General features: G+C 71.5%; 25 protein-coding genes. 12 read left to right on the top strand and 13 right to left on the bottom strand.

Translation table 11 applies throughout. The annotated features are described in order from the left end of the window. Positions 1 to 19 precede the first annotated feature (19 nt). The 6 genes from RNB18_RS26170 to RNB18_RS26145 all read right to left on the bottom strand — a co-directional run bounded on the left by RNB18_RS26170 (position 20) and on the right by RNB18_RS26145 (position 6,363). On the bottom strand, positions 20 to 670 hold the full coding sequence (locus RNB18_RS26170; protein WP_311716564.1) for a LysE family translocator: 651 nt from the start codon (positions 668 to 670) through the stop codon (positions 20 to 22). A gap of 70 nt (positions 671 to 740) precedes the next feature. Beyond that, positions 741 to 1,502 carry an SDR family NAD(P)-dependent oxidoreductase gene (locus RNB18_RS26165; RefSeq protein ID WP_311716563.1) on the bottom strand — a complete coding sequence of 254 codons (762 nt, stop codon included), beginning with the start codon at positions 1,500 to 1,502 and terminating at the stop codon, positions 741 to 743. A 72-nt stretch (positions 1,503 to 1,574) separates the two neighbouring features. Then, entirely contained in the window at positions 1,575 to 2,159 is a 585-nt protein-coding gene (locus RNB18_RS26160; protein ID WP_311716562.1) for a TetR/AcrR family transcriptional regulator, read from the bottom strand. Between the two features lie 46 nt (positions 2,160 to 2,205). Further along, complete coding sequence (nirD, locus tag RNB18_RS26155) at positions 2,206 to 2,556, bottom strand: nitrite reductase small subunit NirD (protein ID WP_057615701.1); 351 nt, start codon at positions 2,554 to 2,556, stop codon at positions 2,206 to 2,208. Beyond that, positions 2,553 to 5,147 (bottom strand): nitrite reductase large subunit NirB, encoded by a 2,595-nt coding sequence (gene nirB / locus RNB18_RS26150; protein WP_280866938.1) that lies wholly within the window; start codon positions 5,145 to 5,147, stop codon positions 2,553 to 2,555. The genes nirD and nirB overlap by 4 nt, the downstream gene beginning before the upstream one ends. A 1-nt stretch (position 5,148) precedes the next feature. Continuing rightward, the gene (locus tag RNB18_RS26145; RefSeq protein WP_311716561.1) at positions 5,149 to 6,363 is read right to left on the bottom strand and encodes an NAD(P)/FAD-dependent oxidoreductase; all 1,215 of its coding nucleotides are present in this window, start codon (positions 6,361 to 6,363) and stop codon (positions 5,149 to 5,151) included. Between the two features lie 305 nt (positions 6,364 to 6,668). On the opposite strand from RNB18_RS26145, the gene RNB18_RS26140 reads away from it, so the two are divergent. Beyond that, the gene (locus tag RNB18_RS26140) at positions 6,669 to 7,451 is read left to right on the top strand and encodes a sulfite exporter TauE/SafE family protein (protein WP_311716560.1); all 783 of its coding nucleotides are present in this window, start codon (positions 6,669 to 6,671) and stop codon (positions 7,449 to 7,451) included. Positions 7,452 to 7,466: 15 nt separating this feature from the next. Continuing rightward, the gene (cpt, locus tag RNB18_RS26135) at positions 7,467 to 8,012 is read left to right on the top strand and encodes a chloramphenicol phosphotransferase CPT (RefSeq protein WP_311716559.1); all 546 of its coding nucleotides are present in this window, start codon (positions 7,467 to 7,469) and stop codon (positions 8,010 to 8,012) included. Here cpt and RNB18_RS26130 read toward each other — a convergent pair. Both RNB18_RS26130 and RNB18_RS26125 read right to left on the bottom strand, forming a co-directional pair. Then, positions 7,996 to 8,634: a class F sortase gene (locus RNB18_RS26130; protein ID WP_311716558.1), complete on the bottom strand. Its 639-nt coding sequence runs from the start codon at positions 8,632 to 8,634 to the stop codon at positions 7,996 to 7,998. The two genes, cpt and RNB18_RS26130, sit on opposite strands and share 17 nt — an antisense overlap. Positions 8,635 to 8,745: 111 nt before the next feature. Further along, positions 8,746 to 9,264 (bottom strand): hypothetical protein, encoded by a 519-nt coding sequence (locus RNB18_RS26125; protein ID WP_311716557.1) that lies wholly within the window; start codon positions 9,262 to 9,264, stop codon positions 8,746 to 8,748. 277 nt (positions 9,265 to 9,541) lie between these two features. Here RNB18_RS26125 and RNB18_RS26120 point away from each other — a divergent pair, with 277 nt between their 5' ends. Both RNB18_RS26120 and RNB18_RS26115 read left to right on the top strand, forming a co-directional pair. Continuing rightward, positions 9,542 to 10,123 (top strand): NADPH-dependent FMN reductase, encoded by a 582-nt coding sequence (locus RNB18_RS26120; RefSeq protein ID WP_311716556.1) that lies wholly within the window; start codon positions 9,542 to 9,544, stop codon positions 10,121 to 10,123. 63 nt (positions 10,124 to 10,186) lie between these two features. Continuing rightward, entirely contained in the window at positions 10,187 to 10,615 is a 429-nt protein-coding gene (locus RNB18_RS26115) for a VOC family protein (RefSeq protein ID WP_311716716.1), read from the top strand. Between the two features lie 274 nt (positions 10,616 to 10,889). Here the strand turns inward: RNB18_RS26115 and RNB18_RS26110 are convergent, their stop codons facing one another. From RNB18_RS26110 to RNB18_RS26100, 3 genes are all read right to left on the bottom strand, one after another. After that, positions 10,890 to 11,789: an aminoglycoside phosphotransferase family protein gene (locus RNB18_RS26110; RefSeq protein WP_311716555.1), complete on the bottom strand. Its 900-nt coding sequence runs from the start codon at positions 11,787 to 11,789 to the stop codon at positions 10,890 to 10,892. 76 nt (positions 11,790 to 11,865) lie between these two features. Then, positions 11,866 to 12,210 (bottom strand): hypothetical protein, encoded by a 345-nt coding sequence (locus tag RNB18_RS26105; protein WP_311716554.1) that lies wholly within the window; start codon positions 12,208 to 12,210, stop codon positions 11,866 to 11,868. A 102-nt stretch (positions 12,211 to 12,312) separates the two neighbouring features. Further along, a complete protein-coding gene (locus tag RNB18_RS26100) occupies positions 12,313 to 13,968 on the bottom strand; it encodes a M4 family metallopeptidase (RefSeq protein WP_311716553.1) in 1,656 nt (551 codons plus the stop codon). A gap of 130 nt (positions 13,969 to 14,098) precedes the next feature. Here RNB18_RS26100 and RNB18_RS26095 point away from each other — a divergent pair, with 130 nt between their 5' ends. Together RNB18_RS26095 and RNB18_RS26090 are read left to right on the top strand one after the other, a co-directional pair. After that, positions 14,099 to 14,521 (top strand): gamma-glutamylcyclotransferase family protein, encoded by a 423-nt coding sequence (locus tag RNB18_RS26095; protein WP_311716552.1) that lies wholly within the window; start codon positions 14,099 to 14,101, stop codon positions 14,519 to 14,521. Positions 14,522 to 14,570: 49 nt separating this feature from the next. Beyond that, a complete protein-coding gene (locus tag RNB18_RS26090; protein WP_311716551.1) occupies positions 14,571 to 14,768 on the top strand; it encodes a hypothetical protein in 198 nt (65 codons plus the stop codon). Positions 14,769 to 15,125: 357 nt separating this feature from the next. On the opposite strand, the gene RNB18_RS26085 is transcribed toward RNB18_RS26090, so the two are convergent. Further along, the gene (locus RNB18_RS26085) at positions 15,126 to 17,207 is read right to left on the bottom strand and encodes a molybdopterin oxidoreductase family protein (RefSeq protein ID WP_311716550.1); all 2,082 of its coding nucleotides are present in this window, start codon (positions 17,205 to 17,207) and stop codon (positions 15,126 to 15,128) included. A gap of 302 nt (positions 17,208 to 17,509) precedes the next feature. On the opposite strand from RNB18_RS26085, the gene RNB18_RS26080 reads away from it, so the two are divergent. From RNB18_RS26080 to RNB18_RS26070, 3 genes are read left to right on the top strand one after another with little or no spacing between them, the layout of a single operon-like run. Then, complete coding sequence (locus RNB18_RS26080; RefSeq protein ID WP_311716549.1) at positions 17,510 to 19,030, top strand: amino acid adenylation domain-containing protein; 1,521 nt, start codon at positions 17,510 to 17,512, stop codon at positions 19,028 to 19,030. Further along, entirely contained in the window at positions 19,027 to 20,274 is a 1,248-nt protein-coding gene (locus tag RNB18_RS26075; protein WP_311716548.1) for a ferredoxin reductase domain-containing protein, read from the top strand. The genes RNB18_RS26080 and RNB18_RS26075 overlap by 4 nt, the downstream gene beginning before the upstream one ends. A gap of 12 nt (positions 20,275 to 20,286) precedes the next feature. Then, positions 20,287 to 21,054 (top strand): enoyl-CoA hydratase-related protein, encoded by a 768-nt coding sequence (locus RNB18_RS26070; protein WP_311716547.1) that lies wholly within the window; start codon positions 20,287 to 20,289, stop codon positions 21,052 to 21,054. A 56-nt stretch (positions 21,055 to 21,110) separates the two neighbouring features. Here RNB18_RS26070 and RNB18_RS26065 read toward each other — a convergent pair whose 3' ends face one another. Further along, positions 21,111 to 21,800 (bottom strand): SanA/YdcF family protein, encoded by a 690-nt coding sequence (locus RNB18_RS26065; RefSeq protein ID WP_311716546.1) that lies wholly within the window; start codon positions 21,798 to 21,800, stop codon positions 21,111 to 21,113. 211 nt (positions 21,801 to 22,011) lie between these two features. Between RNB18_RS26065 and RNB18_RS26060 the strand changes: the two genes are divergently transcribed. From RNB18_RS26060 to RNB18_RS26050, 3 genes are all read left to right on the top strand, one after another. Then, positions 22,012 to 22,842, top strand: coding sequence for a sirohydrochlorin chelatase (locus tag RNB18_RS26060; RefSeq protein ID WP_311716545.1), 831 nt, complete (start codon positions 22,012 to 22,014; stop codon positions 22,840 to 22,842). A gap of 63 nt (positions 22,843 to 22,905) precedes the next feature. After that, positions 22,906 to 24,144, top strand: coding sequence for a deoxyguanosinetriphosphate triphosphohydrolase (locus tag RNB18_RS26055; protein WP_311716544.1), 1,239 nt, complete (start codon positions 22,906 to 22,908; stop codon positions 24,142 to 24,144). 155 nt (positions 24,145 to 24,299) lie between these two features. Further along, entirely contained in the window at positions 24,300 to 25,565 is a 1,266-nt protein-coding gene (locus RNB18_RS26050) for an NAD(P)/FAD-dependent oxidoreductase (RefSeq protein ID WP_311716543.1), read from the top strand. Positions 25,566 to 25,588 lie beyond the last annotated feature (23 nt).

Here is a 25,588-nt window from a genome sequence, read left to right as displayed (position 1 = left end):
CCGCTGAGGCCCTGAGCCCTCAGTCCTTCCGGCCCGTCACCGCCACCGTCACACCGAGGCCGATCATGGTCAGTCCGCCGACCCCGCCCACCAGGGAGAGGCGGCGCGGCGAGCGGGCGAACCAGCCCCGCGCGGTCGCCGCGACCAGTCCCCACACGGCGTCGGAGACCAGCGCGATGACGTTGAACACCAGCCCGAGCAGCAGCATCTGCGCGGCCACATGGCCCTCGCCGCGGTCCACGAACTGCGGCAGTACGGCGGCGAAGAACACGATGGTCTTGGGGTTGGTCACGCCGACCGCGAACCCCTCCCAGAACGTCCGCAGACCGCCGTGTCCCGCCGCCGCAGCCGTCACGTCCTCGGCGAACGCCGCGCGCAGCGACCCGCGCCCGCGCCACGCCTTGACGCCCAGGTACACGAGGTAGGCGGCACCGGCGAGCTTGAGCGTGGTGAAGACCAGGACCGAGCGCTCCACGATCGAGCCGACCCCGAACGCGACGGCCAGCACCAGCACATAGGCGCCGACCGTGTTCCCCGCCACCGTGGTCAGGGCGGCACGCCGGCCCTGAGCGAGTGCCCGGCCGATCACGAACAGCACGCTGGGTCCGGGGACCACGATCAGCAGGAACGACATGGCCGCGAAGGCGAGGAGACGGTCGGTGGGCACCATGGCGCCATGCAAACACGGGGGACCCAAGCCCTCCAGCGGATTTTCTCCGGCCGATCTTCGCCAGTGGACGTCAGGCCGTCGCCCCGCTGTCCACCACCAGGTCGGTGCCCACCACCGACGAGGCGTCGTCCGAGGCCAGGTACAGGACGGCGGCGGCGATCTCGGACGTGGTCGAGACACGGCCCAGGGGGAGGGTGGCCTTCGCACGCTCGGCGCGGTCCGCTTCCGTCTCGCCGGGGCGCAGGGACATCGGGGTGTCCACCGCGCCGGGGCTGACCGCGTTGATGCGGACGCCCTCGTGGATGTGGTCCAGGGCCGCGCCCCGGGTGAGGGCGGAGACGGCCGCCTTGGTGGCGGCGTACGCGGCGGCGCCGGGGGCGCGGGTGTGGGCGCCGAAGGTGGAGGCGAGGTTCACGATCGCGCCGCCGGAGGGCTGCGAGCGCATCTGGCGGATCTCCGCCCGGAGCGCCAGGAACATCCCGGTGAGGTTGATGTCGAGCTGCTCCTGCCAGTCCGCCGACGACAGTTCGGCCAAGGGCTGCCCGCCCCGGAACACCCCCGCGTTGTTGACGGCCACGTCGAGCGAGCCGAAGCGGTCCACCGCGGCGTCCACGACGGCCTGGATCTCGGCGTCCCGCGCGACGTCCCCCGTCACCATGAGTGCCTTCCCGCCCGCCTCCTCGATCAGCCGGACCGTTTCCGTCAGCGGCTCCCGCCCGCGTCCGGCGACGACCACCTGCGCACCCTCCGCGGCGAACGCCAGGGCGATGGCCCGGCCGATTCCCGAGCCCGCGCCGGTGACGAGAGCGGTCCTGCCGATGAAGCGCGTCATGATCTCCCCTGATTCTTGACCGATCGGTTCAATATAGCGGCAAATAAGGGGCGCCGCCCGCCCTGAAAGGGTTCAGTCGAGCAGCGCCAACGCCTGTTCCGCCGCGTCCCGCACCCGTGCCGGGTCCGCCGACGCCTTGCCGACGACACGCAGCCCCTGGAGCAGCACCAGCAGCATCCTGGCGAGAGTCAACGGGTTGCGATCCGCAGGCAGTTCGCCCTGCGCCTGCGCGCGGACCAGTGCCGAGTGCAGCACGGTCTCCAGCTGGTCCCAGTTGCGCTCGACGTGCCGCGCGGCAGCCGGGTCGTGCGGGGCCAGTTCGGCCGCCGCGTTGGTGACCATGCAGCCGTTCCGGCGCAGTTGCTCGTCGGCGGCCTCCGTGGCGTACCGCCGTACGACCGCCCGCACGGCCGGCAGCGCGGGCCCCGGCTGGGACAGCTCCCGCACGATCGGCGGGAGTCCTGCCCGGTCGTAGCGGTCCAGGGCCCTCAGATACAGCTCGTGCTTGCTGCCGAAGGTGGCGTAGATGCTGGCCCGCCCGATGCCGAGGTGCTCCACGAGGTCGGACATCGACGTCGCCTCGTAGCCGCGCCGCCAGAACAGCTCCAGAGCTGCCTGCAGCGCGGCATCGGGATCGAACTCCTTGGTCCTGGCCACGTATCGCAGCCTAGACTTATCGAGAACGGTCGGTCAAGAAAGGTTCCTACGCCGCCCGCACCGCGTACGTCGTGATCCGCACCGACTCGTCGTCCAGGCACTGCCCGGTCTCCAGGTCGAAGCGCTGCTTCAGCAGCGGTGAGGCCACGAACGGCCGTCCCTGGTGGGTGCCGGTCAGGCCGCGGGAGAGGACCGCCGCGCCGCCGAAGGGGTCGCGGTTGTCGACGGCGTACAGGTTGCCGGCGCGGTCGCGGAACAGGGCGGCCTGACGGCCGTCGGGCAGCAGGGCCGCCACGCCCCGGCCGGGGAGCAGCCGGGCCAGCTCGCAGACCGCGAACCAGTCGTCGTTCAGCTGGAGTTCGACCTTCAGGTCGGTGGTCTCGGGTGCCAGAGTCATCGCTGGGCGCTTCCTTCCAGGGGGCGGTGGCCGATGGTCAGCAGCGGCAGGTCGGGCTTGATCTGGTCGCGCTCGGCGACGAAGCCGACGACCGGGTCGGGGGTGTCGGGGGCGTTCACGAAGGACACGAACCGGGCGAGCTTCTCGGGGTCGTTGATGGTGGTCGCCCACTCGTCGGCGTAGTGCGCCACGTGGGCCGTCATCAGGGACTCCAGCTCCTCGCAGATGCCGAGGGAGTCCTCCACGACCACGTCACGGACGTGGTCCAGGCCGCCGGGGATGCGCTCCAGCCAGGTCGAGGTGCGCTCCAGACGGTCCGCGGTGCGGATGTAGAACATCAGGAACCGGTCGATCAACTTGATCAGTTCGGCGTCCGAGAGGTCCTGGGCCAAGAGGTCCGCGTGGCGGGGGGTCGCGCCGCCGTTGCCGCCGACGTAGAGGTTCCAGCCGTTGGAGGTGGCGATGACGCCGAAGTCCTTCGACTGGGCCTCGGCGCACTCGCGGGCGCAGCCGGAGACCGCCGACTTGAGCTTGTGCGGCGACCTCAGGCCCCGGTAGCGCAGCTCCAGGTCGATCGCCATGCGGACCGAGTCCTGGACGCCGTAGCGGCACCAGGTCTGGCCGACGCAGGACTTCACCGTGCGCAGGGACTTGCCGTAGGCGTGGCCGGACTCGAAGCCGGCATCCACCAACCGGGTCCAGATCAGCGGGAGTTGCTCGACGCGGGCGCCGAACATGTCGATCCGCTGGCCACCGGTGATCTTCGTGTAGAGGCCGAAGTCGCGGGCGATCTCACCGATCACGATGAGGCCCTCCGGGGTGATCTCACCACCGGGGATGCGCGGGACGACCGAGTACGAGCCGTTCTTCTGGATGTTGGCGAGGAAGTGGTCGTTGGAGTCCTGCAGGGACGCCTGCTCGCCGTCCAGGACATAGCCGCTCGCGCCGATGGTCGGGGCGAGGGAGGCGATGATCGAGCCGACCGCCGGCTTGCAGATCTCGCAGCCGTCGCCGCCCTTGGCGCCGTCGCGGCCGTAGCGGTCCAGGAGGTCCTGGTAGGTGTTGATGCGCAGGGCGAGGACGATCTCGTAGAGCTCCTCGCGGGTCTGCGAGAAGCAGCCGCACAGGCCCTTGTCGACCTCGACGCCGGACGCCTCCAGCTCGGCGGTGACCAGCTGGCCGAGCACCTTGACGCAACTGCCGCACGTCGTACCGGCCTTGGTGCACTTCTTCACCTCGGGCACGGTCGTGCACTGGTGGTCGGTGACCGCGGCGCGGATCGTGCCCTTGCGGACGTTGTTGCAGGAGCAGATGATCGCGTCGTCCGGCAGCGCGGTCGGGCCGAGCTGGACCGACTCCCCGGCACCGGCGGGCAGCACCAGCGACTCGGGCTTGACCGGCGGGACCGAACCGGTGAACGCCTTCAGCGTGCCGTACGCCTCCGCGTCGCCGACCAGGATGCCGCCCAGCAGCGTGCCGTCGCGGCCGATGACCAGCTTCTTGTACAGGCCCGCACGCGAGTCGGAGTAGACGACGTCGAGGCAGTCCGCGGTCGCGCCGTGCGCGTCACCGAAGGAGGCGACGTCCACACCGAGCAGCTTCAGCTTGGTGGACAGGTCGGCGCCGAGGAAGGCGGCCTCGTCGGAGGCGATGGTCGCCGCGGCCGTCTCGGCCTGCTCGTAACCGGGCGCCACCAGGCCGTACACCCGGCCGTCGGCGGCCAGCGCGCACTCGCCGATCGCGAAGACGTGCGGGTCGGCGACCGTACGGCACTGCTCGTCGACCGTGATGCCGCCGCGCTCGCCGACCGTGAGGCCGCAGTCGCGGGCCAGCTGGTCGCGGGGGCGGACACCGGCGCTGAACACCACCAGGTCGGTGGCGAGTTCGCTGCCGTCGGAGAGCTTCATGCCGGTGACGGCACCCTCGGCGTCGACCACGATCTCCTGCGTGCCCACCCCGGTGTGGACGCTCAGGCCCATCTCCTCGATGGTGCGCAGCAGCGCCGCGCCACCGCCCTCGTCGACCTGCACCGGCATCAGCCGCGGCGCGAACTCCACGATGTGGGAGGTGAGTCCGAGACCCTTCAGCGCGCCGGCCGCCTCCAGACCGAGCAGACCGCCGCCGACCACGGCACCGGTGGTGCGGGTCTTCGCGTACTCCTCGATGGCGAGGAGGTCCTCGATCGTGCGGTAGACGAAACAGCCCGCGGCGTCCTTGTTGGGGACCGGCGGCACGAACGGGTAGGAGCCGGTGGCGAGGACGAGGGTCTCGTACGCGAAGACCTGCCCGGACTTCGCGGTGACCGTCTTCGCCTCGCGGTCGACGGCAACGGCGGGGTCGCCGACGTACAGCTCGATGCCGTGCGTCTCGATGAACTCCATGTCCGTCATGGAGAGGTCCTCGGGCGTCTTGCCCGAGAAGTACGAGGTGAGCGCGACGCGGTCGTACGCGGGACGCGGCTCCTCGCACAGCACGACCACGCGGTGGGTGGCAGTCATGCCGCGCTCGGCGAGTGCTTCGAGGAAGCGCTGGCCGACCATGCCGTGGCCGACGAGCACGATCGTGGGGGTGGGCCCCGGGGTGGCGGTCATCTCAGGAGCCTCCATCGTTGGTGAGCAGGTGGAGCAGCGGGCCGCCGTCGGAGGGGAGCGGCTCTGCTCCCTCCCAGGCGCGGGCGAGCGCGCCGACGGTGCCGAGTTCGCCGACGAGAACCCCGCCGACCAGGCGGTCGTCGCGCACGACGACCTTGCGATAGGTGCCGCGGGTGGCGTCCGCGAGCTGGACGACGTCGTCGCCCGGGAGCGCCTCGGTCTCGCCGAACGCCGCCAGGTCGAAGGCGGTCTGGCCGGGCAGTGTGAGCCGGGTCAGCGAACGGGTGCCGGTGTAGCGGGCGTTCACCCGACCGGCCAGCAACTCGGCGAGCACATCGGCCTGTTCGAGGGCCGGGGTGGCGAGGCCGTAGACATTGCCGTCGTGCTGGGCGCAGTCGCCGATGGCGTGGATGTACGGGTCGGACGTGCGCAGTTCGTCGTCGACGACGACTCCCTTGCGGACCTGAAGGCCCGCGGTCTGTGCGAGACCGACACGGGGGTGGACCCCGCAGGCCAGGACCACGATCTCGGCGTCGAGGGCGTATCCGTCGGCCATCTCGACCGAGCGGACCGCGCCGCCGACGCAGCGCACGTCACGGACGCGCAGATCGGTGTGGACCTCGACACCGAGGTCTCCGAGGTGGCGCCGGACCAGCTTGGACGCGCTCGGGTCGAGCTGGCGCTCCATCAGCCGCTCGGACTGCTGGGCCAGCATGACCTGGGCGCCACGCTGGGCGAGCGCGCGGGCCGCCGAGACCCCGAGGAGCCCGCCGCCGATCACGACCGCCTTCACTCCCGGCCGGACAGCCTTGGACAGACCCAGGCAGTCGTCCATGGTGCGGAAGGCGTGGACACCCTCCGGCAGCTCGTGGTCGGGGGTGAACAGACCGCGCAGCGGCGGCAGTACCGGGTTCGAGCCGGTGGCCAGAACCAGCCGGTCGTATGCGATCTTCGAACCGTCCGCGCACTCGACGGTCCGCGCCTCGCGGTCGATGCCCAGGACCCGGGCACGGGTCAGCGCGGCCGGCGCCGGAAGCGCGATCACGTCCGGGGTGTACCGTCCCGCCAGCACCTCGGCGAGGAGCACCCGGTTGTACGGGCGGTGCTCCTCCTCGCCGACGAGCGTCACGGGCGTGCCGAGCTCTCCGAGCCGCCGGGCGAGCCGGACGCCCGCGAGCCCGGCGCCGATCACCACCACACGCGTATTCGAGGTCATGTCTAGGAGCGTGCGTTGCGGGTGTTACCCGACCGCATCACGTCTGTTTCCCGCGGGGAACGCTGCCCTCAGCAGATGCCGGGACCGGATGTGAGGGTTCGGCACGGACAGCTGGTGCGCACTGTGAGGAGGGCCGCGGGGCGGGCGTCGGTGCCGGTGAGGGCGTACGCCGTGGTCTACGACCCGTCCTCTCTCGGCCCCCTGTGCAGCGGCCCCGTTCCACCGCCGTGTGACGGTACGCACGTTCCGCCGCCGCGATCACACGGCGGTCCAGGGTGTCCCCGGGGTCCCTTAGGGTCGCGATCATGCCCGACATATCGCTGACCATGATCGTCGTTTTGTGCGTAGCAGCCCTCGCCGCAGGCTGGATCGACGCCGTGGTCGGCGGTGGAGGGCTCCTTCTGCTGCCGGTCCTGCTGCTCGGCCTGCCGGCCGGCACCCCGGCCGCGTACGCGCTCGGCACCAACAAGGCGGTCGCCATCGTCGGCACCTCGGGGGCCGCGGTGACGTACGCCCGCAAGGCCCCCGTCGACGTACGGCTGGCCGTCCGCATCGGGATCGCCGCCGTCGCCGGCTCCTCGGCCGGCGCCTTCCTCGCGGCGGGGATGAGCACGGAGGTGCTCAAGCCGCTGATCATGGTCGTACTGCTGGGTGTCGCCGCCTTCGTCATCCTGCGCCCCGCCTTCGGCACCGCCCCCGCGACCGGCCCGGCCACCCGCCGCCAGATCCTCGCCGCGATCGGTCTCGCGGGCCTCGGCATCGGCTTCTACGACGGTCTGATCGGCCCCGGCACCGGCACGTTCCTCGTCCTCGCCCTCACCGCCGTCCTCCACCTCGACCTGGTGACCGCCTCCGCCACCGCCAAGATCGTCAACTGCTGCACCAATGCGGGCGCGCTGGCGACGTTCGCCTGGCAGGGCACCGTCCTGTGGCGGCTCGCCGCCCTGATGGCCCTCTTCAACCTCGCGGGCGGCATGCTGGGCGCGCATACGGCACTGAAGAAGGGCAGCGGGTTCGTGCGGGTCGTCCTGCTGACGGTCGTCTTCGCGCTGGTGGTGAATATTGCGTACGAACAGTGGCTCGCCTGAAGCTACCGTGGCGCCGTGACGACTCAGGTGATCGTGCTCAACGGCGGTTCCAGCTCGGGCAAGTCCGGGATCGTGCGCTGTCTGCAGGCGGTCCTGCCGGACCCGTGGCTGGCCTTCGGCATCGACGGGTTCGTCGAGTCGATGCCCGCCTCGCTCCAGTCCTCCGGCACGGGCATCGAGTTCGCGGCGGACGGCGGAGTGAGCGTGGGCGAGGAGTTCACGCGGCTGGAGGCGGCCTGGCGGGCCGGGGTCGCCGCGACGGCCTGGGCGGGCGCCCGGGTGATCGTCGACGACGTGTTCCTGGGCGGCGCGCACTCGCAGGACCGGTGGCGGAAGTCGCTGGACGGACTGGACGTGCTGTGGGTCGGTGTCCGGTGCGAAGCGGAGGTGGCCGCCGGGCGGGAGATCGTCCGGGGCGACCGGTCGCGGGGGATGGCCGAGAAGCAGGCGGAACTCGTCCACCAGGGCGTGGTCTACGACATCGAGGTCGACACCACCCACACCGAGGCCCTGGACTGCGCGCGCACCATCGCCGAGGCGGTCGTCAGCGGTCCCCCGTGAGATGCGCGAACACCACCACGTTCCCCCGGTAACCGGTCGAGCGCGAGTAGCCCCCGCCACAGGTGATCACCCGCAGTTCGGGCCTGTTCGCGGCGCCGTACACCTTCTCGTCGGGGAAGTCCTTCGCGTCGTACGCCTCGACCGCGTCCACCGTGAACACCGCGACGCTTCCGTCGCGCCGGTCCACCTCGATCGCGCTGCCCTTCCGGAGGGCGCCGAGGTCGTAGAAGACCGCGGGTCCTTCGGCGTTGTCGACATGCCCGGCGACGATGGCGGTGCCCGTCTCACCCGGGGTGGTGCCGGCCTCGTACCAGCCGGCGAGGTTCTTCCTGCCGGTCGGCGGGACGTCGAGGCTGCCGCTCCGGGTGAGGGCGAGGCCCATCAGCGGCGCGTCCACGCCGATCGCGGGGATGCGCACGCGGTCCGGCGGGGACGGCGGCAGGGCGGGCGCCGCGGCCCGACGGGTGTCCACACCCGAAACCCGTCCGGCGTGCGCCTGGGCCGCGGACGGCTGCGGCGGAGCATGTGTCTCGGCGCCGCTGCGCAGCAGCCACGCGCCGGTGCACAGGGCCACCACGGTGACGCCCGCTATGACGGTGTTGCCGAAGCTGCGCTTGCGCACGGGAACCTCCTCCTCGACGGCCTGCCCGTCCCCCTCCGGGCCGCGAGGGGCGTCGGGCCCGGAGGGGGAGGGGACATGCGGTACCGGCGGACGGACAGCGGAGGGTGTCCGTCAGATCCCGTCGCCTCTCGCCCGGCGATGCAGGAGCCAGGTACCGCCCGCGGCGGCGACGGCGAGAGCCGCCACACCGGCCGCGGTCTGCACGGGATCGGGGCCCAGAGCGCCACCGACCCCCGTCTTCACACTTCCTCTGGGATGCACCTGCTGACGCTGCGAGGTCAGCGTGACCACCAGGTCACCGGTCACCCGCCGGCCGCCCTCCGCACAGGTCGCGGCGATCTCGTACGTCCCCGGCTGCGCGCTCGGCGGCACCCGGAACTGTCCGATCGCGTCACCCTCGTGCGTGCTGGGCGCCATCGTGAAGGAGTCCGCGCCCACCGCGCTGGCGTCCCCCTGCGCGGTACCGCCGTCCCCGCACGCGGCCGTGTTCACCGTGACCTGACCGCCCGGCACCGCGGACGACGGGAACACGTCGAGACCGTCCGAGTCCCCCGCGTACGCGGGCGCACAGACGAGACCCGCGGCGACGACGAGCGCGCTGCCGGTCAGCAGCCGGGCGGTGGGGCGCATGATGCTCCTTCTGGCTCTCGAGGGGATCCCTGTGCCTTCGAGGTAAGTGGCAGTGGGCCGAGCCCGCTTCCTGAGAGTTCGTCAGAAATGTGGTGAATGGGTGTCAGATCGCTGTGCCCCGGGCCGGTCCGGCCGGAGTTTCAGCAGGTCATCGCCGTACGGCGGGCAGGTCGCCGAAGAGAACCCGAAGAGTGCCGGGCGCGCGTGTGAACGGGTGACCCGTCGTCCGTGATCCGCGCTTGACCTCAACTTTGGTCGAGGTATCAGGCTGTCCCTCATGCAGACAGACACCGCTCCTCTCCACGTCGCCCTGGTCATCGGCAGCAACCGCCACGGCCGCTTCGGCCCCGTCGTCGCCGACTGGCTCCTCGACCGCCTCCGCGACCGCGACGACCTCGTCCCCGAGATCGTGGACGTGGCCGAGACAGACCTGCCCATGACCATGGCGCCGAGCCCCGAGGCGACCGCCGCCCTCGCCTCGGTGACCCCGAAACTCGCGTCGGCGGACGCCTTCGTGGTCCTCACCCCCGAGTACAACCACTCGTACCCGGCCGGCCTGAAGAACCTGATCGACTGGCACTTCACGGAGTGGCAGGCCAAACCGGTGGCCCTCGTCTCGTACGGCGGCATCTCGGGCGGCCTGCGCGCGGTGGAACACCTCCGCCAGGTCTTCGCCGAACTCCACGCGGTGACGGTCAGGGACACGGTGAGCTTCCACAACGCCGGGGGTTCCTTCGCCGACGGTCGCCCGAAGGATCCGTCGGGCCCGGACGCCGCGGCGAAGACGATGCTGGACCAGCTGGTGTGGTGGGGACGGGTGCTGAGGGAGGGGAGGGCCGCCATGCCGTACGGAGGGTGAACGGCGGGCGGTCGGGGATGTCGCGCCGGGCTGCCGTATCGGCGCTACGGTGAGGCGATGGGCATGGAACAGCGCATCACCCTGATCACGCTGGGCGTCTCGGACCTGGCCCGTTCCAAGGCCTTCTACGAGGCTCTGGGCTGGCGGGGCCAGGAGGTCGCGGAGACCGTCTTCTTCCAGGCCGGGGGGCTGGGCCTGGTCCTGTGGAGCCGGGAGAAACTGGCGGCGGACTGCGGCCTCGAACCGGGCCCGGCGTACGGCTTCGGCGGTATCGCCCTCGCCCACAACGTCCGTTCGGAGTCCGAGGTCGACGCCCTCCTCGCGAAGGTGGCGGAGGCGGGTGGCACCATCACCAAACCGGCCGCGGTGAACGAGATCGGCTTCTACTCCAGCGCCTTCACGGACCCGGACGGCCACGCCTGGGAGGTGGCGCACAACCCGGGCTTCCCCCTGGCGGAGGACGGCACGATCACGCTTCCGGACTTCGGCTAGGGCCCCTGGAGGGCGCTCCGACGGCGTCGCCGCCGGTCCCCGCCGGTCGCCCGGCGAGCGACGTCGGCCTGGTCTGCCGGACAGGTCCCGGGCGGATCTGGCCTAGGCCGCGGCGAGCGCTTGCTCCACGGCCCGCATGCCGACCGCCGCGAGCACGGGGTTCTTCCCGCCCCGGTAGTAGTGCACCGCGCCCACCCCGAAGCGCAGGGCCAGCCGGGCCCCGGCCCCGGAGGCGTCGGCCTGGTCTGCCGGACAGGGCCCGGGCGGATCTGGCCTAGGCCGCGGCGAGCGCTTGCTCCACGGCCCGCATGCCGACCGCCGCGAGCACGGGGTTCTTCCCGCCCCGGTAGTAGTGCACCGCGCCCACCCCGAAGCGCAGGGCCCAGCCGCGTCCCCGCTCCCAGGTGGCGTCGTCGACTTCGGCCGCCGCGCGGAACAGCTCGCGGCTCTCGCCGTCGAACAGCGTCCACGCCGGCAGCATGTCCGCCGCCGGGTCCCCGCTCCCGAGGCAGCCGAAGTCGATGACCGCGGTGAGTCGGCCGTCCTCGGTGAGCAGGTTGCCGGGCAGGAGATCGGCGTGGAGCCAGACGGGTTCCCGTTCCCACTGGGGCAGTTGGAGGGTCTCGTCCCAGAGCCGGGTCGCGCGGTCGGCGTCCAGGATTCCGTCGGCGTCGAGTTCACGGATCGCGAGCCGGGCGTAGTCGTCACGCCCGGGGAGGGGCCCACCACGGAAGGACGTCGGCGCACCGGTGGCGTCGACCTCTCGCAGTGCGACGAGGAACCGCCCCAACTCGACGGCCGCCTCCGTGTGTTCGCGGATCGGTGAGTCGTAGGCGTTGTCCCCGGCCAGCCACCGGTACACGCCCCACGGAAGCCCGTACCCCCGTCCCGGCTCCCCCAGCGCCAACGGCTCCGGCACGGCCAGCGGCAGATGCGGTGCCAGCCCGGGCAGCCACAGGTGTTCCAAGGAGATCTGCCCCGCCCCACCGGGCAACCGGGGCAGCCGTACGACCAAGTCGTCCCCGAGCCGGTACATCGCGTTGTCGGTCCCGGAGGACTCGACCCGGCTCACGGAAAGTCCGTCCCACTCCGGAAACTGATCCGCGATCAGCCCCTCGACCAGCGCCGCGTCGATGTCGAGCTCGTCGGCGTGCATCTTCGTGGTGGCGGACATGCGGCTCCAGGGCAGGGAGGCGGGCATCGGCGGTGGAGCCTAACCGCGCGCCCACGCCCGATGCCATCGCTTTTCGTCAGCCCTCCCGGCCCGAGAACCCCTCCGCCAGCGCGCGATGCCGTGCCGCGACCTGCTGGGCCTCGGCGGGGGTGACGGACGAGCCCGGCAGCCGGCCGATACGCTCGATCTCGTCGGCGAAGCGCAGATGCTCCGACCGGGCGTGCTCCCGGCAGGGCAGGCACGTCACGTGGTCCGGTCGCGGCGAGGTCATGGCGTACTGCGCCCGCAGTCCGCACCCGGTGGCGACGACGCTCGGCAGGTCCCCGGCCAGGCCGAACGTGGCCGCGAGCATATTGCGGACGGCGGCCTCGCCACGGACCACCTTCACCTCGACATGGATGTGCGGGTCGTCCTCGCCCAACCGTCCTCCTCGCCCAACCGTCCTCCTCGCTCAACCGCCCACCTCAGCCGACGGGTACGGCCGCCCAGGATCCCGGGGCGGCCGTGTCACACGCAAGAGCTCTCAGTTCACGTTCACCGCGCTCCAGGCCGCCGCCACCGCGTTGTACTCCGTGGAGCCCGCGCCGTACAGGTCCTTCGCCGCGTTCAGTGTGGCGGTCCGTGCCCCCGCGTAGTTCGTGGAGGACGTCATGTAGACCGTCAGTGCCCGGTACCAGATGGCGCCCAGCTTGTCGCGGCCGATGCCGGTGACCGTGGAGCCGTTGGAGGTGGGGGAGTTGTAGCTGACGCCGTTGACGGTCTTGGCGCCGCTGCCCTCCGCCAGCAGATACGCGAAGTGGTTCGCGACGCCGGAGGAGTAGTGGACGTCGAGGTTGCCGACCGAACTGCTCCAGGAGTCGGCGGAGCTGCCGTCCTTGGAGGGCTTGTCCATGTAGCGCAGGGCGTCGCGTCCGAAGCCGGAGCGGACGATCTTCTCGCCGATCAGATAGTCGCCGGTGTCCGAGGCGTTGCCCGCGTAGAACTCCACCAGTGTGCCGAAGATGTCGGAGGTCGCCTCGTTGAGGCCGCCCGACTCGCCCGAGTACGTCAGCGCCGCCGTCTTCGAGGTCACGCCGTGGGACATCTCGTGGCCCGCCACGTCCAGCGACACCAGCGGACCGAGCTGCGTCCCGTCACCGTCGCCGTACGTCATGCAGAAGCAACTGTCGTCCCAGAAGGCGTTGTTGTAGTTCGTGCCGTAGTGGACGCGGTTGTAGGAGCCCTTGCCGTCCCCGCCGATGCCGTTCCTGCCGTGGACGTTCTTGTAGTAGTCCCAGGTGACGTCGGTGCCGTACTGCGCGTCCACCGCCGCCGTGGCCCGGTCCGCGGTCGCCCCCGTCCCCCAGTGGTTGTCGGCGTCGGTGAACACGGTCGACGGCGCCCGGCTGATGCAGATGTTCAGGAAGCACAGGTCGGTCTTGTTGGCCGCGTCGCCGGTGTAGGTGTTCCCGCGGGTCGCGTCCTTCAGCTGGTACGTCGACCCCGACTGTGTCGTCTGCAGCGAAACGGTCCCGCTGTACAGCGACTTGCCGTCGCCGGCCGCCTGCTCGATGCTGTCCCACGCGTCGATCTGCGCACCCGTCCGCGCGTCCGTCAGCACCGTCCGCGCCACCGGGTTGCCGAGAGAGTCCTGTGCGACGGCGTTCGTCTGCCAGACCAGCTTCGGCGCCCCGTGCAGGGCGTCGACGACCAGCTGCGGCTTGGCGGTCAGTCTCTTCAGCGTCTCGCCGAGGTTGGCGGCCTTGAGGGCGTTCGCCGCGAGGTCGGCCGCCTTCGGGGCGGACAGGACGGGCGTGACGCTGGAGAGGGATATCGCGCTTTTCGTGGCGCGCGAGGAGCTCTTGTACGCCCCGCCCGGAGTCAGGTGGACCACGAAATCGCCGCCCAGTACGGGCAGTTGGCGGTAGGTACGGTCGTAGCGGACGTGCTGTGTGCCGTCGGCGTCGACGATCACGTCACGGACCTTGGTGTCCTGGGCGGAGGTGAGGCCCAGCGCCGAGGCCCGGTCGGCCAGGACGGAGGCGGCGTTCTCGAGCGCGGTGGCCCTGGTCGGCCTGTCGGCCGCACCGGCGGCGGGGGAGAGGGCGGCGGCCAGCAGGGTGGCGGCGGTGGCGGCGACTCCGGCGGTGGCGAGACGGCGGGAACGGGCACCTCGGACGTACGGCCGTATCCGACTCATCGGTCTCCTCTGAAAGGCGCCAACGGGGCGCGTGGGGGTGGCGCGGACGTTGACGAAGATTTAAGAGGTCATGACAAGCCGTGTCCATACCGCGTCACGTGCAGGTTTGTGAGGGGAGAGAATCGTTTCTGTGACCCCTGCGAGACTCCCGTTCTTCGTCTACGGCACCCTCCGCCCCGGCGAGGCCAACCACGACCTCTTCCTGCGCGGCCGTATCCGCTCCGAGGAGCCGGGCCGACTCACCGGCGCGCTGCTCTACGACGGTCCCGGCTATCCGTACGCCGTCGAGGAGACCGGGGGAGAGGTCAAGGGGGAACTCGTCACCCCGCGGGCCGACGCCTACGCCGAACTGCTCGTTGCCCTCGACGAGTTGGAGGAGTACACCCCGGGAGACCCGCGCAACCTGTACGAACGGGTCGCGCGTGAGGTGACCAGGACCGCCGACGGCACGGCCGTGCACGCGTGGGTGTACGTGGCCGCGCCCTCCGTCACGGCCCGCCTGCGGGCGCGCGGCAAGCTGATCGAGAGCGGCGACTGGCTGTCCCGCCGCTGAGCGGCGCGAGCGGTGTGAGTGACCGTCCCGCAGGGGGCCGCTTCCGAGCTTGGCTGTCGCCGTCGACCCCGACGGGAAGGACACGCCCCGGCGCACCGGCACGGCGTCTGCCCTGGCACACCAGCCCTGGCGTATCGGCTCGGCGTCTGCGTTGGTCTACCGGCTGGGCGTCTGCCCCGGGCGGCGCGCCCTGGTGCACGGGCTGGGCGTCCGCCTCAGCGCACCTGTCCGGACGCACCGGCCCTGACGCACCGGCTCGGCTTCCGCTCCAGCGCACCTGTCCTGACCGCACCTGTCCTGACGCACCGGCCCTGGCGTACCAGCTCGGCGTCCGCTCCAGGCACCCGCCCTGGCGCATGGGCCGGGCTTCCGCCTTGGCGTACCGGCCGGGCGTCCGCCCTGGCGCCCCGGCCCTGGCGTACTGGCTCGACGTCCGCCCTCGGGCACCCGCCCTGGCGTACTCGGCGTCTGCGTTGGTCTACCGGCCGGGCGTCCGCTCCAGCGCACCGGCCGGGCGTCCGCCCCCGGCGCATCAGCCCCGCGCTCGCAGCGCGACGCCCCAGCGGCTCGTATCCATCCCCGCGAGCCAACAGCCGCACAGACCTTACGACTTGACCGCCTCCACCCGCACCGCGCACGCCTTGAACTCCGGCATCCGGGACGTCGGGTCCAGTGCCGGGTTGGTGAGGGTGTTGGCGCGGCCCTCGCCGTACCAGTGGAAGGGCATGAAGACGGTGTCCGGGCGGATGCCGAGCGTGATGCGGGCCGGTGCCACGGCCCGCCCGCGCCGCGAGACCACGGCGACCGGGTCGCCCTCGGCCGCTCCCAGCCGCTCCGCGAGCCGCGGGTGCAGCTCCACGAACGGCCCCGGCGCGGCGGCGTTCAGCTCGTCCACCCGGCGGGTCTGCGCGCCGGACTGGTACTGCGCCACGACCCGGCCGGTCGTCAGCAGCACCGGGTACTCCTCGTCGGGCTCCTCCGCGATCGCCCGGTGCGAGACGGGGACGAAGCGGGCCCGGCCGTCCGGGGTGGCGAAGCGGTCCAGGAAGAGGCGCGGGGTGCCGGCGTGCACCACCGTGTCCTCTGTCGGACACGGCCAGAACACCCCGTTCTCCTTCGCCAGCCGCCGGTAGGTGATCCCGGAGTAGTCGGCAGGGCCGCCCGCGCTCGCCCGGCGCAGCTCCTCGAAGACCTCCTCGGGGTCGGTCGGGAAGCCCTTCTCCACCCCGAGGCGGTCGGCGAGTTCGTGCATGACCTCCAGGTCGCTGCGGATGCCGTCCGGCGGTGTGATCGCCTGTCGGCGCAGCAGCACCCGCCCTTCCAGGTTGGTCGTCGTGCCCGTCTCCTCGGCCCACTGCGTGACCGGCAGGACCACGTCCGCGAGGGCGGCCGTCTCCGAGAGGACGACGTCACAGACGGCGAGGAAGTCCAGGGACTTGATGCGCTCCTCGATGTGCGCGGCGTGCGGTGCCGACACCACCGGGTTGGAACCCATCAGCAGCAGGGACTTGATGTCCGTGCCGAGCGCGTCGAGCAACTCGTAGGCGCTGCGCCCCGGTCCGGGGAGCGAGTCGGGGTCCACGCCCCACACCTCGGCGACATGCGCCCGTGCCGCCGGGTCGTCCAGCTTGCGGTAGCCGGGCAACTGGTCGGCCTTCTGGCCGTGTTCGCGCCCGCCCTGTCCGTTGCCCTGCCCGGTCAGACAGCCGTAGCCGCTGAACGGCCGCCCCGCCCGCCCGGTCGCCAGGCACAGGTTGATCCACGCGCTCACGGTGTCGGTGCCCTTGGACTGCTGCTCGGGCCCGCGCGCGGTGAGCACCATCGCGGACTCGGGCTCGCAGAACATCCGTACGGTCTCCCGGAGCTGCGGCACCGGAACCCCGGTGATCCGCTCCACGTACTCCGGCCAGTGGGCCATCGCGGCGGCCCGCGCGTCCTCCCAGCCGGCCGTGCGCTCACGGACGTACTCCTCGTCGACCAGCCCCTCGGCGACGACCAGGTGCAGCAGACCGAGCGCCAGCGCGAGGTCCGTCCCCGGCCGGGGCATCAGATGCAGGTCGGCCTGTTCTGCGGTCTTGGTGCGGCGGGGGTCGATGACGATCAACGTGCCGCCGTTCTCCTTCAGTTCGGTGAAGAACCGCAAGGACGGAGGCATGGTCTCGGCGAGGTTCGAGCCGACGAGGATCACACAGCCGGACTTCGGGATGTCCTCCAGCGGGAAGGGCAGCCCCCGGTCCAGTCCGAAGGCCTTCATGCCGCCGGCCGCCGCGGACGACATGCAGAAGCGCCCGTTGTAGTCGATCTGCGAGGTGCCAAGGACGACCCGCGCGAACTTGCCGAGCGTGTACGCCTTCTCGTTCGTCAGGCCGCCCCCGCCGAAGACCCCGCACGCGTCCGGGCCATGCTCCGCGCGCGTGCGGGACAGCCCCTCGGCGATCCGGTCCAGTGCCTCGTCCCAGGTGGCGGGCACGAGTGTGCCCCCGGAGCGCACCAACGGGGAGGTCAGGCGCACCCGGGACGAGAGCACCGCGGGTGCCGTACGGCCCTTGCCGCACAGCGCCCCCCGGTTCACCGGGAAGTCCGCGCGCTCGCTCACCTCGACGGTCCCGTCCGGAGCGGGGGTCAGGTTCATGCCGCACTGCAGGGCGCAGTACGGGCAGTGCGTGGGCGTCGCGGTGTTCTGCATGCCTTTCAGCGTGCTTCGGCCGTGTTACGCCGAGGACGGCTCCGTGTTACGCGGCCAAGACGGCGACCTCCCGATCGGAGCCCAGGAGCGGTGAGGCGCATACTCGCCCACCTGAGAGTCGTCGCAGGGCGGGACGGAAGTTGCCTGCGATGTGAAAGACGCCACATGTGGCGCATTCAGTTGCGTGTTTGGCCGAGCACGCATTGTTGAGAGTTGAAAAACCGCGGCTACAGTCGAGCGCGGATCCAGCTTGGCGCCAGGCAAACCGTCATGCGAGAAGCCAGCCAGGAGGTTCCCCCAGCATGTCTCTGCGCCATTTGGCCCCCCGCGACCGGCACCTCTTCCGGGTCTACGGCCACGGTCCCGCCGTCTGTGTCCCCGACCCGCTCGTCCACCGCGCCGTCGAGCGCCGCGCGGCCGCCACCCCGCACGCCGTGGCCGCCGAGCACGCGGGCGCGACGATCACCTACGGCGAGCTCGACCGGTACGCCGACGCCCTCGCCACCCGTCTGGTCCGCGAGGGCGTACGGCCCGGCGACCACGTCGGACTCTTCGTACGCCGCTCCATCCCGATGCTCGTCGGCCTGCTCGGCATCCTGAAGGCGGGCGCCGCCTACGTCCCCCAGGACATCGGCCTCGCGCCCCCGGCCCAGCTCGCCCATGTGATCCGCACCGCCCGCACCCGGATCGTCCTGACCGTCGCCGAGCACGCGTCCCGCGTCCCGCGGGGCCCTCACATGATCACCCTCGACGAACCGCTGCCGTACGAGCCGGCGAGCGCGCCCCCGCCGACCGTGCGCCCCGACGACGGCTGCTACGTCCTGTTCACCTCCGGCACCACCGGCCGCCCCAACGGCGTGAAGGTCACCCACCGCAACGTCGCGGGCCTCCTTCTCACCGAACCGGGCGGCCTCGGCATCCGCCCCGGCGACCGCGTGGCCCACCTGCTCAACGTGGCCTTCGACATGGCGGCCTGGGAGATCCTCGGCTGCCTCACCCACGGCGGCACCCTCGTCATCCGCGGCCGGGACATCACCGCGACGGCCCGTACGGCCGACGTCCTGATCGCCACCCCGACCGTCCTGTCCGGCATCGACCCGGCCGTCTGCCCGCGCGTCCGCACGGTCGCCGTCGCCGGAGAGCCCTGCCCGCGCCCCCTCGCCGACCGCTGGGCCCGCCAGGCCGCCTTCTACAACTGCTGCGGCCCGACCGAGACGACCATCGTCAACACGATGAGCCGCCACGACCCGGTGGCCCCCCGGCTGACCATCGGCCGCCCCACCCCCAACAACACGGTCTACGTCCTGGACGCCGACCGTCGCCCGCTGCCCATCGGGGCGGTCGGCGAGATGTGGGCGGGCGGCGACTGTGTCTCGGCGGGCTACCTGGACAACCCCGCGCTGAACGCCGAGCGCTATGCCCCCGACCCCTTTCTCGGCGGCGACCACCGAATGTTCCGCACCCGCGACCTCGGCCGCTGGACCCCCGACGGCGAGCTCGAACACCTCGGCCGCACCGACGACCAGGTCAAGGTCCGCGGCTTCCGGGTCGAACTCGACTCCGTCTCCTCGGTCCTGGAATCGGTCGAGGGCTGCGCCCGCGCGGTGACCCTGAAGCGGGATGCGCGGACCCTGGTGTCGTTCGTCTGCCCGGCGGACGTGGACCCCGACGTGGCGAGGCGGGCGGTGGCGGAGACGTTGCCGTACTACTGCGTGCCCGAGAGTGTCATGACCCTGACACACCTACCGGAGACCGACCGCGGCAAGATCGACAAGCAGGCCCTGCTGCGGATGGCCGACGAGCGGTTGGCGGTGGCCCGATGACGACCGCGCCCGTGCGCGAGACGACCCACCTCCCGCCTCTCACCTCCGCGGCGAGGCGGCTCCTGAAGCACCCGCGGCTGATGCACTACAACCGGCTGGCCGGACTGGTGATCGCGGCCAACCTGGCCTTCCTGTGGGCGGCTTGGCCTCTGTCGACGCGGACCCTCGGCCACGCGGCGCTGGCCAACCTCGCCCTCGCCGTGATCGTCCGCCAGCAGTACGTCGTCAACCTCTTCTTCCGGCTGGCCACTTGGCCCCCGACGACCTGGCCGCTGAAGATCCGCTGGACCCTCGGGAAGGTCTACCACTTCGGCGGACTGCACGTCGGCGGAGCACTGGCCGGGACGGCCTGGTTCCTGGCGCTGACGGTCATGACACCCAACGGCCCCCTGATGGCAGTTGGTTGGACCCTGCTGGCCCTCCTCGCGCTCATCATCGCCACCGCCCTGCCCCCGTTCCGCTCCCGCCACCACGACCACTTCGAGAAGGTCCACCGCTTCGGCGGCTGGACGGCCCTCGCCCTGTTCTGGACGCACACCCTGTTGTCGTCCGCGGGACCGCCGTCACTGGCGGTGCTCGCGCTGGTCACCTTCAGCGTGGCGCTGCCCTGGCTACGGCTGCGCAAGGTGGCCGTACGCCTCGAACGGCCCTCCTCCCACGTCGTGCTGGCCCGCTTCGACCACGGCGAGACCCCTTTCGCGGGCTCCTCCACCGCGATCAGCCGCAGCCCGCTGAGGGAATGGCACTCCTTCGCCAACGTCCCCGCACCCGGCGAGCCCGGTTTCCGGCTCACCATCTCCCGGGCCGGCGACTGGACGGGCGCCTTCATCGACGACCTGCCGGCGAAGGTCTGGGTGAAGGGCATCACCACGGCCGGAGTCGCCAACATCGAGACCCTGTTCACGAAGGTGGTCTACGTGGCGACCGGCAGCGGCATCGGCCCCTGCCTGCCCCACCTCCTCGCCGCCGAGGTCCCCTCCCGCCTGGTCTGGGCGACCCGCGACCCCCGCACCACCTACGGCGACGCCCTTGTCGACGAGATCCTCGCCGTCCAGCCGCACGCCCTGGTCTGGGACACCTCACGGCGCGGCAAGCCCGACATGGTGCGCCTCGCGTACGAGGCCTACCGGGACTTCGGCGCCGAGGCGGTCATCTGCATCTCGAACAAGAGGCTGACCTGGCAGGTGGTGCACGGCCTGGAGCGGCGGGGGATCCCGGCGTACGGCGCGATCTGGGACTCCTAGAAGGGGATGTCGATGAACAACCTGAAGCTCGAACGGCACGGCGGGGTCGTGACCGTACGTCTGCACCGCCCGCACGTCCGCAACGCGCTCAGCTCCGAGTTGCTGTCCGAACTCCTCGACGCCCTGCGCCCGTTGGACGAGGATCCCGAGGTCGGCTGTTACGTCGTCACCGGCTCGGAACGGGTCTTCGCGGCGGGAGCCGACATCAAGGAGATGGCCGGGAAATCGGCCGTGGACATGGCGGCCGACGACTACTTCGCCGCGTGGGAGGAGTTCGCGGATCTGCGCACCCCGAAGATCGCCGCCGTCAACGGCCATGCGCTGGGTGGAGGGTGCGAACTGGCGATGATGTGCGATCTCGTCATCGCGGGGGAGTCGGCCGTCTTCGGACAGCCGGAGATCAAGCTGGGCGTGATCCCGGGCATCGGCGGCACCCAGCGCCTGACCCGCCTGGTCGGCCACGCGAAGGCGATGGACCTGATCCTCACCGGCCGCACGATGGACGCGCGGGAGGCGGGACGCTGCGGTCTCGTCTCCCGGGTCGTACCGGACGACCGGGTCCTGCCGGAGGCCCTGGAGGCAGCCGCGACGATCGCCTCGTACGGGCGTACGGCGGTCAGGGCGGCCCGTGAGTGTGTGCACCAGGCCCTGGAGACCGGCCTGCGCGACGGCGTCCGCTTCGAACGCCGGGTCTTCCATGCCCTGTTCGCGACGGCCGACCAGAAGGAGGGCATGACCGCGTTCCTGGAGAAACGCGCTCCGCGCTTCACCGGTAGGTGATGGCCGGCCCGGGAGGCGGGGCGCCACGCCCCGCCTCCCGGGTCACCTCAGCGGCCTCAACGGTGGGCCGAGGCCAGCGCGTCCGAAACACCCGGCTCCTTCGGTCCCAGGAACCGCGGATCCGGCCGGACCACCACGTCCAGGGCCGCCTTGCCCGCCGCGAGGAGCTCCCGGGTGCCGCCGTAGTACCAGGTGGCGTCGTGCTTGGCGTCGACACCGATGCCGTACGACGTGACACCCGCCGCCTGGCAGAGCGCGACCGCGCGCCGGATGTGAAACCCCTGGCTGATGAGCACCGCCTTGTGGACGCCGAAGATCTTCCTGGCACGGACGCAGGAGTCCCAGGTGTCGAAACCGGCGTAGTCGCTGACGATCCGCGTGTCCGGAACGCCGTGGCGGGTCAGGTACGCGCGCATGGCGTCGGGCTCGTCGTAGTCCTCACGGCTGTTGTCGCCGGTGACGAGGACGACCTCGATCCGGTTCTCCCGGTACAGCTTCGCCGCCGCGTCGAGCCGGTGGGCGAGATACGGCGACGGCTCGCCGTCCCACAGCCCGGCACCGAAGACGACGGCCACCTCGGTGCGCGGCACGTCGGCCGTCGTCCGCAGCCGGTCACCCGTCACGACGTACATCCAGGTCGACGGCAGCAGCGCGAGCACACACCCCGCCATCACGGCCTGCACGAGCCTGCGCCGCCCGGCACGCGTGCGTGGCAGGCGGGGTCTGCGCACCCTCGGCAGTCGCATGGACGGTCCTTCCCCGGTCGGCCCTTCGACAACGAGAGACGTACCGTCAGGCCGATCGGTTCGCCCGCCGGTGCGTGACCAGCCTCACTGACCTACGAGAATGCGCAGGTCACACCGCCTCACACCGCAACGCCCCGCATGGTGAACCGTCGGAAAGCACGCGTTATTGCCGTGAAACGGGGTGGCAACCTCAGGCCGTCACCATCGTTCCATGAACCGGATCAGCAGCCCGCTCGGCCTCGTCTCCCTCGACGACAGGCGCCGCCCCGAGCCGCCCGCGCTCGTCCTGGTGGCCCACGGCAGCCGCGACCCGCGCACCCTGAACACGGTCCACAGGCTTCTGGACCAGGTCCGCGAGCAGCGCCCCGGCCTGCCGGTGCACCTGGGACACATCGAGCTGAACGAACCCCTGCTGCCGGACACGCTGGCGTCCCTGGGCACGGCGGAGGCGGTCCTGGTCCCCCTGTTGCTCAGCCGCGGCTACCACGTGAAGCGCGACATCCCGGAGATGGCGGCGGCCTCCGCGGCACGCACGCGCGTGGCCGCCCCGCTGGGCCCGCACCCGCTGCTCGTGGAGACCCTGCACGCCCGCCTGATCGAGGCAGGCTGGGGCACAGACGAGGAGACCCGCCGTACCGGTGCGGTGGTCCTCGCGGCGGCAGGCTCCCGCGACCCCGACTCGGCCGTGGACACCCGCCGCACGGCCCACCTTCTGTCGGACCGCCTGGGCGTCCCGGTCGTCCCGGCCTACGCCTCCGCTGCGACGCCGACGGTCGACACGGCGATCCGCGCACTGGCGGCGCGAGGTCGCGACAGGGTGGCGGTGGCGTCGTACTTCACGGCCCCGGGCCTGTTCGCCACGCAATGCGCGGAGAAGGCTCCGTGGATAGCGTCGGCCCCCTTGGGCACGCACCCGGCGATGGCCGACCTGATCCTGCATCGCTACGACCAGGTGGCCAACCTCAGGGGCGCGGGGCCGTGTCAGCTTGCGGCTCCGCCGCGGGGCGCGACCAGCCACGAACTGCCCGCACTCGCCGTATAACCGGCACCCGGCACCCGGCAGACTTACCGGCGAATTGTCAGTCCCTGCCCGTACTGTCGAGACATGCCGTACGACCTGCAGTCAACCGAACGCTGGGCCTCAGAACCCGACAAACGCCCCGGCCGCACCGCCTTCCAGCGCGACCGTGCCCGGATCCTCCACTCCGCCGCGCTCAGAAGGCTCGCCGGCAAGACGCAGGTCGTCACACCAGGAACCCGCAGCCACGCCTGGGACGCCAGCCCCCGCACCCGGCTCACCCACTCCCTGGAGTGCGCCCAGGTCGGCCGTGAGCTCGGCGCGGCGCTCGGCTGCGACCCCGACCTGGTCGAGGCCGCCTGTCTGGCCCACGACCTCGGCCACCCCCCGTTCGGCCACAACGGCGAACAGGCGCTGAACGAGTTCGCCGACGACTGCGGCGGCTTCGAGGGCAACGCCCAGTCCCTGAGGCTCCTGACCCGCATCGAACCCAAACGCTTCACCGACGAGGGATCGGTGGGACTGAACCTCACCAGAGCCACCCTCGACGCCGCCACCAAGTACCCCTGGCCCCGCGGAGCGCAGTCACGGAAGTTCGGCGTCTACGAGGACGACCGTCCCGTCTTCGACTGGATCCGCAAGGACGCCCCGGGCACCCGCACCACCTTCGAGGCCCAGGTGATGGACTGGGCCGACGACGTGGCCTACTCGGTCCACGACGTCGAGGACGGCCTGCACGCGGGCCACATCGACCCCAACTACCTGCACGCCGAACCGGAACGCCGGGCCGTCTTCGAGGTGGCCCTCGGCCGGTACGTCCCCGCGGACACCGACCCGGCGGAACTCGCGGAAGCCCTCGACCGCCTCCAGGACCAGCCCTGGTGGCCGCACGGCTACGACGGCTCGGCCGTCGCGCAGGCCCGCCTCAAGGACGCCACCAGCCAGCTCATCGGCCGTTTCTGCCTGTCCGCCGAAGCCGCGACACGCGAGCGGTACGGCACCGGGAGACTCACGAGATACGACGCCGAACTCGTCGTACCGCACGAGACCCGCCTGGAGTGCGCGGTCCTCAAGGCCGTCGCCGACCGGTACGTCATGCAGCGCGCCGAGCAGGAGCGGCTGCGGGCCGACCAGCGGATCGTCGTCGCCGAACTGGCCGAGGTGCTCACCGTCCGCGCCCCGGACGGCCTCGAGCCCCAGTTCCGCGCGCTGTTCGACGACGCGCCGGACGACCGGGCGCGCAAGCGGGTGATCGTCGACCAGATCGCGTCCCTCACCGACGCGTCCGCCCGTTCGCTTCACGCCCGTCTCACGGGACACCTGTGATGCTTGCGGGACACAAGTTGTGTGAAGGAGACGGGAGTGACGTGAATCGAGACCGAATGTGACCCTCCGTGGCCTGATCGGGCCACTCCCTCTTCCCCCATCACACTCCGTGCGGGACGCTCCCATGTGGCGGCACCCTTACGAGGAGGCATCAAGTGGTCGACGCGGATCAGACATTTGTCATCGTCGGAGGAGGTCTCGCCGGCGCGAAGGCGGCCGAGACACTCCGCACGGAGGGCTTCACGGGCCGCGTGATACTGATCTGTGACGAACGCGACCACCCCTACGAGCGCCCGCCGCTCTCCAAGGGCTACCTCCTCGGCAAGGAGGAGCGCGACAGCGTCTTCGTCCACGAACCCGCCTGGTACGCGCGCAACGACATCGAGCTGCACCTCGGCGAGACCGTTGACGCCATCGACCGTACGGCGAAGACGGTCCGCTTCGGCGAGGACGGCACCGTCGTCCGCTACGACAAGCTGCTGCTGGCGACGGGCGCGGAGCCGCGCCGTCTGGACATCCCGGGGACCGACCTCGCGGGCGTCCATCACCTGCGCCGCCTCGCCCACGCCGAGCGTCTCAAGGGCGTCCTGGCCACCCTGGGCAGGGACAACGGCCACATCGTGATCGCCGGCGCCGGCTGGATCGGCCTGGAGGTCGCGGCGGCGGCCCGGGAGTACGGCGCCGAGGTCACCGTCGTCGAGCCCCTGTCGACCCCCCTGTACTCGGTTCTCGGCCCCGAGCTCGGCAACCTCTTCGCCGAGCTGCACCGCGAGCGGGGCGTCCGCTTCCACTTCGGCGCGAGACTGACGGAGATCGTCGGGCAGGACGGCATGGTCCTCGCGGCCCGTACCGACGACGGCGAGGAGCATCCCGCGCACGACGTCCTCGCGGCGGTCGGCGCGGCCCCGCGCGTGGCTCTCGCGGAGGCGTCCGGGCTCGAACTGGCGGACCGGGCGCACGGCGGCGGTGTCTCCGTGGACGAACAACTGCGCACGTCCGACCCGGACATCTACGCGGCGGGCGACGTGGCCTCCTTCCACCACGCCCTCTTCGGCAACCGGCTGCGCGTCGAGCACTGGGCCAACGCGCTCAACGGCGGCCCGGCGGCGGCGCGAGCGATGCTGGGCCGCCAGGTGACGTACGACCGGGTGCCCTACTTCTTCTCCGACCAGTACGACCTGGGAATGGAGTACAGCGGCTGGGCGCCCCCGGGCTCGTACGACGAAGTGGTGATCCGGGGAGACGCCGGGAAGCGGGAGTTCATCGCCTTCTGGGTGAAGCAGGGCCGTGTGCTGGCCGGGATGAACGTCAACGTGTGGGACGTCACAGAGCCGATTCAGGGACTGATCCGATCCAGGGCTCAGGTGGACACGGAGGCGCTGGCGGACCCGCACGTTCCCCTCGTCAACCTCGTCCCGTAGGTGTCAGTACCTCCCCGTAGACT

This window comes from Streptomyces doebereineriae, from assembly GCF_031845645.1.
Classification (GTDB): Bacteria; Actinomycetota; Actinomycetes; order Streptomycetales; family Streptomycetaceae; genus Streptomyces; species Streptomyces canus.
The sequence above is the reverse complement of the archived record's forward strand: the minus strand, read 5'-3'. Positions and strand labels throughout refer to the sequence as shown.